6 protein-coding genes are annotated in these 6,545 nt (G+C 68.1%); 3 read left to right on the plus strand and 3 right to left on the minus strand.

The window, feature by feature from the left end:
* Positions 1-7: 7 nt before the first annotated feature.
* From ACFXOM_RS00500 to ACFXOM_RS00510, 3 genes are all read right to left on the minus strand, one after another.
* A complete protein-coding gene (locus ACFXOM_RS00500; protein WP_384931759.1) occupies positions 8-832 on the minus strand; it encodes a carbohydrate ABC transporter permease in 825 nt (274 codons plus the stop codon).
* A 50-nt stretch (positions 833-882) separates the two neighbouring features.
* Positions 883-1,896: a carbohydrate ABC transporter permease gene (locus ACFXOM_RS00505; protein WP_384931762.1), complete on the minus strand. Its 1,014-nt coding sequence runs from the start codon at positions 1,894-1,896 to the stop codon at positions 883-885.
* A gap of 75 nt (positions 1,897-1,971) precedes the next feature.
* Positions 1,972-3,252: an extracellular solute-binding protein gene (locus ACFXOM_RS00510; RefSeq protein ID WP_384931765.1), complete on the minus strand. Its 1,281-nt coding sequence runs from the start codon at positions 3,250-3,252 to the stop codon at positions 1,972-1,974.
* Positions 3,253-3,546: 294 nt separating this feature from the next.
* Between ACFXOM_RS00510 and ACFXOM_RS00515 the strand changes: the two genes are divergently transcribed.
* From ACFXOM_RS00515 to mctP, 3 genes are all read left to right on the plus strand, one after another.
* A complete protein-coding gene (locus ACFXOM_RS00515) occupies positions 3,547-4,314 on the plus strand; it encodes a GntR family transcriptional regulator (protein WP_384932084.1) in 768 nt (255 codons plus the stop codon).
* A gap of 227 nt (positions 4,315-4,541) precedes the next feature.
* Entirely contained in the window at positions 4,542-4,796 is a 255-nt protein-coding gene (locus tag ACFXOM_RS00520) for a DUF3311 domain-containing protein (protein WP_384931767.1), read from the plus strand.
* Complete coding sequence (gene mctP / locus ACFXOM_RS00525) at positions 4,793-6,418, plus strand: monocarboxylate uptake permease MctP (RefSeq protein ID WP_384931769.1); 1,626 nt, start codon at positions 4,793-4,795, stop codon at positions 6,416-6,418. Before ACFXOM_RS00520 ends, mctP begins: the two co-directional genes overlap by 4 nt.
* The last annotated feature ends 127 nt before the right edge of the window (positions 6,419-6,545 follow it).

Here is a 6,545-nt window from a genome sequence, read left to right on the forward strand (position 1 = left end):
CAGGGCGTCATCCCTTCACTGCGCCGGCCGTCAGACCTGCGGCCATCTTGCGCTGGACGAGGAGGAAGAGGATCACGACGGGAACGGCCATCATCGTGGCCCCGGCCATCATCGGTGCGTACTCGGTGCCGTGTTTCGTCGTGAAGTTGCCGAGCCAGACGGTGGCCGTCTGGTTCTGCTGGCTCATCAGCATCAGTGCGTAGAGGTACTCGTTCCACGCCTGGATGAATCCGTACACGGAGGTGGCGACCATTCCGGGGGCGAGCAACGGGAAGACCACGCGCAGGAAGGCCCCCGTGCGAGTACAGCCGTCCACCATCGCCGCCTCCTCCAGTTCCTTGGGGATGTTGACGATGAAGCCGCGCAGGGTCCACACCGTGAAGGGGAGGACGAAGGTCAGGTACGTGATCACGAGGCCGCTCAGCCTGTCGTACTGGCCGAGGTCGTTCAGCAACAGGAAGACGGGGATGATCATCGCGACCAGCGGGATCATCTGGACGGCCAGGATGCCGACGATCACGAGCTTGCGCCCCCGGAAGGCGAATCGCGAGATGGCGAGCGCGGCCAGCATCCCGACCACGATGCCGATGGAGACCACCACGAGCGAGACGACCAGGCTCCGCCCGATGGGCCCCCAGAAGTCCGCGACGTCGAAGGCTCGTGCGAAGTTCTCCATTGTGAACGTCCGCGGGAAGAAGTGCGGACTGGGGTCGATGGCGTCCTTCGCCGGCTTGAGTGCCGTGTTGAGCATCCAGTAGACGGGGAAACCCGCGGTGACGAAGACGAGCAGACCCAGGAGGTTCCAGCCGAGCCTGCCGCCGGCGGGCTTCACCTGTGATCCCGTCGGGTCGGGGCGCCGGACGGTACGTTGTGCATGCGCGCTCACTCGACTTCTCCGATCGTGAGCATCTGACGCATGTAGACGGCGACCACGCCGAGCAGCAGGACAACGGTCACCAGCGCGATCGCCGAACCGGTGCCGTAGTCGTTGACCACGAAGGCCTTGTCGTACGAGTACGTCGTCAGCAGTTGGAACTCCGCTTCGGGGTGTCCGCCGCGCATGACGAAGACCTGGGGGAAGACCCCCATGTCCCAGATCACCGAGAGCGTCGTGAGCATCACGACGATCGGCTTGAGGACCGGCAGGGTCACGTAGCGGAAGACGCCCCACGAGCCGGCGCCGTCGAGGCGGGCGGCCTCCTCCAGCTCCCTGGGCACCTGGGTGAGTCCGGCGCTGAGCGTGATGACGACGAACGGCACCGCGCCCCAGACGACGAGCAACATGATGACGCCCAGGCCCTGCGGGCCGCTGGCGAACCAGTTGTGACCGACCATCTCGACCCCGGGCAGCTGGGACAGCAGCCAGTTCAGCACGCCGTAGTCGGTGTCGAAGAGCCACTTGAAGATGGCGGTGGCGACGATGATCGGCATACCCCAACTCGCCACCAGCGCGACGTTCACGAGGGTCTTCACCCAGCCGGACACGCGCTGCAGCAACAGGGCGATCAGCATGCCGAGCACCATCGTCAGGACGACCGCCCCGCCCGCGAAGGCGACCGTGCGCACCACGACCGTCCAGAACTCGGCGTCGCCCAGGATGCTCGTGAAGTTGGCGAAGCCGACCGGCTCGGGCTCCTGGAAACCCCACAGCTGCGGTTGCCCGAACCTCTGGAAGGACAGGGTGACCAGCCGCACCAGCGGGTAGCCGAGGACCAGCAGGAGGACGAGGAGGCAGGGCGCGAGCAGAGCCCACGGGACTGCGGCCCCGTGCCCGGCCCGCGGCCGGTCGGCCGACCCTCCGGGCCTCCCCTTCCTCCTCGTACCGGTCCCGACGTCCCGGGACGTCGGCGGCCGCGTCGGCGGCACCTTGGCAGTGGTCGTGTCTGCGGCACTCATCGGGCGCTCCTCAGCGGTCCCATCCTCGTACGGGAGCAGGGCCCCGCCGTCACCCGACGGGGCCCTGCCGGAAGGTCACTTGGTGTTGATGACCTTGTCGATCGCCGCGTCCGCGTCCTTCGCGGCGGCCTCGACCGGCTTCTTTCCGGTGCCGATCTCCTGGAGCATGGTCTTGAGGATCTGGGCCTTCTCGACCTGGCCCCAGCCCGGTGCCATGGGGACGAACCAGTTGGACTCGGCGGCGGTGGCCGGGACGACCGTCTTCGGGTCGCCCTTCAACGTCGCCAGGTCCGTCTTGTTGTTGGGCAGGTTGCCCTTGGCGAGGAGGCCCTTCTGCCCCTTGCTGCCGGTGAAGGCGTTGATCCACTCGGCGGCGAGGCCCTGCACCCGCGACTTCACCGGCACCGCGAGGTCGGAACCGCCGAGGAAGACGGGCAGCGGCTTGCCCGAAGGGCCGGGCATGACGAAGCTCTCGATCTTGTCGGCGAGCTTGCCCACCTTGTCGTTCTCGGGAGTCGCGGCCGTGCCGCCCTCCCAGGCCGCGCTGAAGATGGTGGCGGACTTGCCCTGGCCGAAGACGACCGGCCGGTCCGCCTCGTCCTTGGTCTTGTCACCGTGCATGTACGTGTCGAGGATCGACTTGTACGCGCCGAGGCCCTTGAGGGACTCGGGTGAGGAGAGGTTCGCCTTCCACTGGTCGCCGTCCTTCGTGGCTATGGAGCCACCCGCGTCGTAGACGAAGGACATGGCGGCGTACCAGTCGGGCGACGGCTGGTACCAGGCGCTGAACTTGTCCCCCTTCTTGGCCTGGATCCGGTCCAGGGCGCCGATCAGCTCGGCGTACGTCTTCGGCGGGGCGTCCACCCCGACCTCGGCGGCGATGTCCTTGCGCCACGTGCCGACCCGGCCGCCCGCGTAGTAGGGCACCCCGTAGGTCTTGCCCTCGTACTGCACCGACGCCTCGAGCCCGTCGAGCCAGGCGTCCGACCGGTCGAACTGCTTCGGGTCGATCTCGGCGAAGGCGCCCTTGACCATGTAGCCGAGCATCTCCGTATTGCCCATCTCGACCACGTCGGGTGCCTTGTCGGTGGCGAGTACGGCGTCGAGCTTGGTGTTCTTGTCCGGCCAGCCGTAGTACTCGTGCTTGATCGTGAGGCCGGGGTGCTTCTCGGTGACGGCGTCGTCGGCCGCCTTGACCAACTCGGGCCAGTTCTTCTGGGCGTCCACCGTCAGCCAGACGGTGAGCTCCTTGGCGGGACTAGCAGCGCCCCCGCCGTCGTCCGAACCGCCACCACAGGCCGCGAGGCCGACCATCATGCCCGCGACGCCGACCGCCACGATGAGCTTGCGCTTCACGCCACCCTCCTCAGGACGCCTGCAACCCCCCGCCCACCGCGTGACCTACGTCAGGGCATACGCCGAGTACTGCTCGTGGGACCGGGACATGGCCTTAAATGGTTTAGACCAGTACCGGGAGCTTGGCCTAGACCTTTAGGGGTGTCAAGGGTGTATAAGAAGGGCTGTCAGGTCCGTTATCGGACCGACACCTGAGGGAGGGCGACGCCCCGCGACCGGACCGTGCCACCATGTGAGCCGCAACAGACGGAGGAGCCGGTGACGGCAGCAGCACACGAGTCGGGAAGGCAGGCCATGGCCACGGACGGGGGCAGCACCGAGGCGGAGAACGGGACCACGGCCCGAACCGCACGCGTGCCCAAGTACTACCGGCTCAAGCGACACCTGCTCGACATGACGGAGACGATGCCGCCCGGCACACCCGTCCCCCCCGAGCGCACCCTCGCCGCGGAGTTCGACACCTCGCGCACGACCGTGCGCCAGGCCCTACAGGAACTGGTCGTGGAGGGCCGGCTCGAGCGGATCCAGGGCAAGGGCACGTTCGTCGCGAAGCCGAAGGTGTCACAGGCCCTCCAACTGACCTCGTACACCGAGGACATGAAGGCGCAGGGCCTGGAGCCCACCTCCCAGTTGCTCGACATCGGCTACGTCACCGCCGACGACCGGCTGGCCGGGCTGCTGGACATCTCCCCCGGCGGGCGGGTGTTGCGGATCGAGCGGCTCCGTCTCGCCAGCGGCGAGCCCATGGCGATCGAGACGACCCATCTGTCGGCGAAGCGCTTCCCGGCCCTGCGCAGGTCGCTCGTCAAGTACACCTCGCTGTACACCGCGCTGGCGGAGGTGTACGACGTCCATCTCGCCGAGGCGGAGGAGACGATCGAGACCTCGCTGGCCACGCCGCGGGAGGCGGGTCTGCTCGGGACGGACGTGGGCCTGCCGATGCTGATGCTGTCCCGCCACTCGCTCGACGCGCAGGGCGAGCCGGTCGAGTGGGTCCGCTCGGTGTACCGGGGCGACCGCTACAAGTTCGTCGCGCGGCTCCAGCGTCCCGCGGCGAGCTGATCTGCGAGGCTCCGGACCGTCCTCCGAACGGGTGAACCGACCGGACCCCCGCGAGCGCCAAGTGGTCGGAACGGACCGCCGAACGGTCCGTTCCGGCAGGTGAGCGGTCTCGCGGCCGTTGGGCGATTGGCCGGGTTCGTTATCCGGCGGGGGGTTCCACCCGGCTGGGCGGTCGCCTAGATTTCCTCGGCGTCACGCACCTGATCACCGAGGGGACGGAGCCACTCATGCCCGATGCACCCGAAGAGAGAAAACCGGCCATCACCCCGGTGCGGGTCGTGGTGGCCCTCTGCCTCGTCGCGCCGTTCGCCGCGATGCTCTGGGTCGGTTCGTACGCGAAAGCCGATCCCGCCGTCGCCGGGATCCCGTTCTTCTACTGGTACCAGATGCTCTGGGTCGTCGTCTCGACCGCGCTGACGATGATCGCGTACAAGCTCTGGCAGCGCGACCAGCGCGCCCGCAAGGAAGGGGCGTCGAAGTGAAGGACGGTGTGAACGGAGTCGCGCTCGGCGTCTTCGTCTTCTTCTTCCTGGCCGTCACGGTCATGGGCTTCATGGCCGCACGCTGGCGCAAAGCCGAGAACGAGAACAGCCTCGACGAATGGGGGCTCGGCGGGCGCTCCTTCGGTACGTGGGTGACCTGGTTCCTGCTCGGCGGCGACCTGTACACGGCGTACACGTTCGTGGCCGTCCCAGCGGCCATCTACGCGGCGGGGGCGGCCGGCTTCTTCGCCGTGCCGTACACGATCCTCGTCTACCCACTCATCTTCACCTTCCTGCCGCGGCTCTGGTCGGTGTCGCACAGGCACGGCTACGTCACCACGTCCGACTTCGTCCGCGGCCGCTTCGGTTCCAAGGGGCTGTCGCTCGCGGTCGCGGTCACCGGCATCCTGGCCACGATGCCCTACATCGCACTGCAACTCGTCGGCATCCAGGCCGTGCTGGACGTGATGGGGGTCGGCGGCGGCGAGAGCACGAACTGGTTCGTCAAGGACCTTCCGCTGCTGATCGCCTTCGGTGTACTGGCGGCGTACACCTACTCGTCCGGACTGCGTGCCCCCGCGCTCATCGCCTTCGTCAAGGACACGCTGATCTACATCGTGATCGCGGTCGCGATCATCTACATCCCCGTCAAGCTGGGCGGCTTCGACGACATCTTCGCGAAGGCGGGGGACGCGTTCGCCCAGACCAACCCGCTGACGGACAAGCCACGCGGGGCGTTGGTGCCCGCCGAAGCCGGCCAGTGGGGCTACGCCACGCTGGCGCTCGGCTCGGCGCTCGCCCTGTTCATGTACCCGCACTCCGTGACGGCGACGCTGTCCTCGCGCAGCCGTGAGGTGATCCGGCGCAACACCACCATCCTGCCCCTGTATTCGCTGATGCTGGGGCTCCTCGCCCTCCTCGGCTTCATGGCGATCGCGGCCGGCGTCAAGGTGCGGAACGGGCAGCTCGCCATCCCGCAGCTGTTCGAGGACATGTTCCCGGACTGGTTCGCGGGCGTGGCCTTCGCCGCCATCGGCATCGGCGCCCTGGTGCCGGCGGCGATCATGTCCATCGCCGCGGCGAACCTGTTCACCCGCAACATCTACAAGGACTTCCTGAAGCCGGACGCCACGGCGGAGCAGGAGACGAAGGTCTCCAAGCTGGTGTCGCTGCTGGTGAAGGTGGGGGCCCTGGCCTTCGTGCTGACGATGGACAAGACGGTTGCCATCAACTTCCAGCTGCTGGGCGGCATCTGGATCCTCCAGACCTTCCCGGCCCTGGTGGGCGGCCTCTTCACCCGCTGGTTCCACCGCTGGGCGCTGCTCGCCGGCTGGGCGGTCGGGATGGTCTACGGCACGGTCGCGGCCTACGGCGTCGCCAGTCCGACGCAGAAGCACTTCGGCGGCTCGTCGGCGGAGATCCCCGGCATCGGGGAGATCGGCTACATCGGGCTGACGGCCTTCGTCCTGAACGCCGCCGTCACCGTGGTGCTGACCTTCGCGCTGCGGGCGGTCAAGGCTCCGGACGGCGTCGACGAGACCTCCCCGGCGGACTACACGGCCGACGCCGGCGACCCGGGAGTCGACCCCGAGCTCCCGAAGGTGGGGGCGGCCACCCACTGACCCGCGGTGCTCCGGGCCCGGGGGGGGGGGTTTGGGGGGGGGGGGGGGGGGTTGGGGCTCCCCCCGCCCTTTCCCCCCTCCGCAGCAAAAAAAAGAGAAAACACCCAGAACACCAACAGCGGGGGAG

The organism is Streptomyces sp. NPDC059169, from assembly GCF_042755225.1.
Classification (GTDB): domain Bacteria; phylum Actinomycetota; class Actinomycetes; order Streptomycetales; family Streptomycetaceae; genus Streptomyces.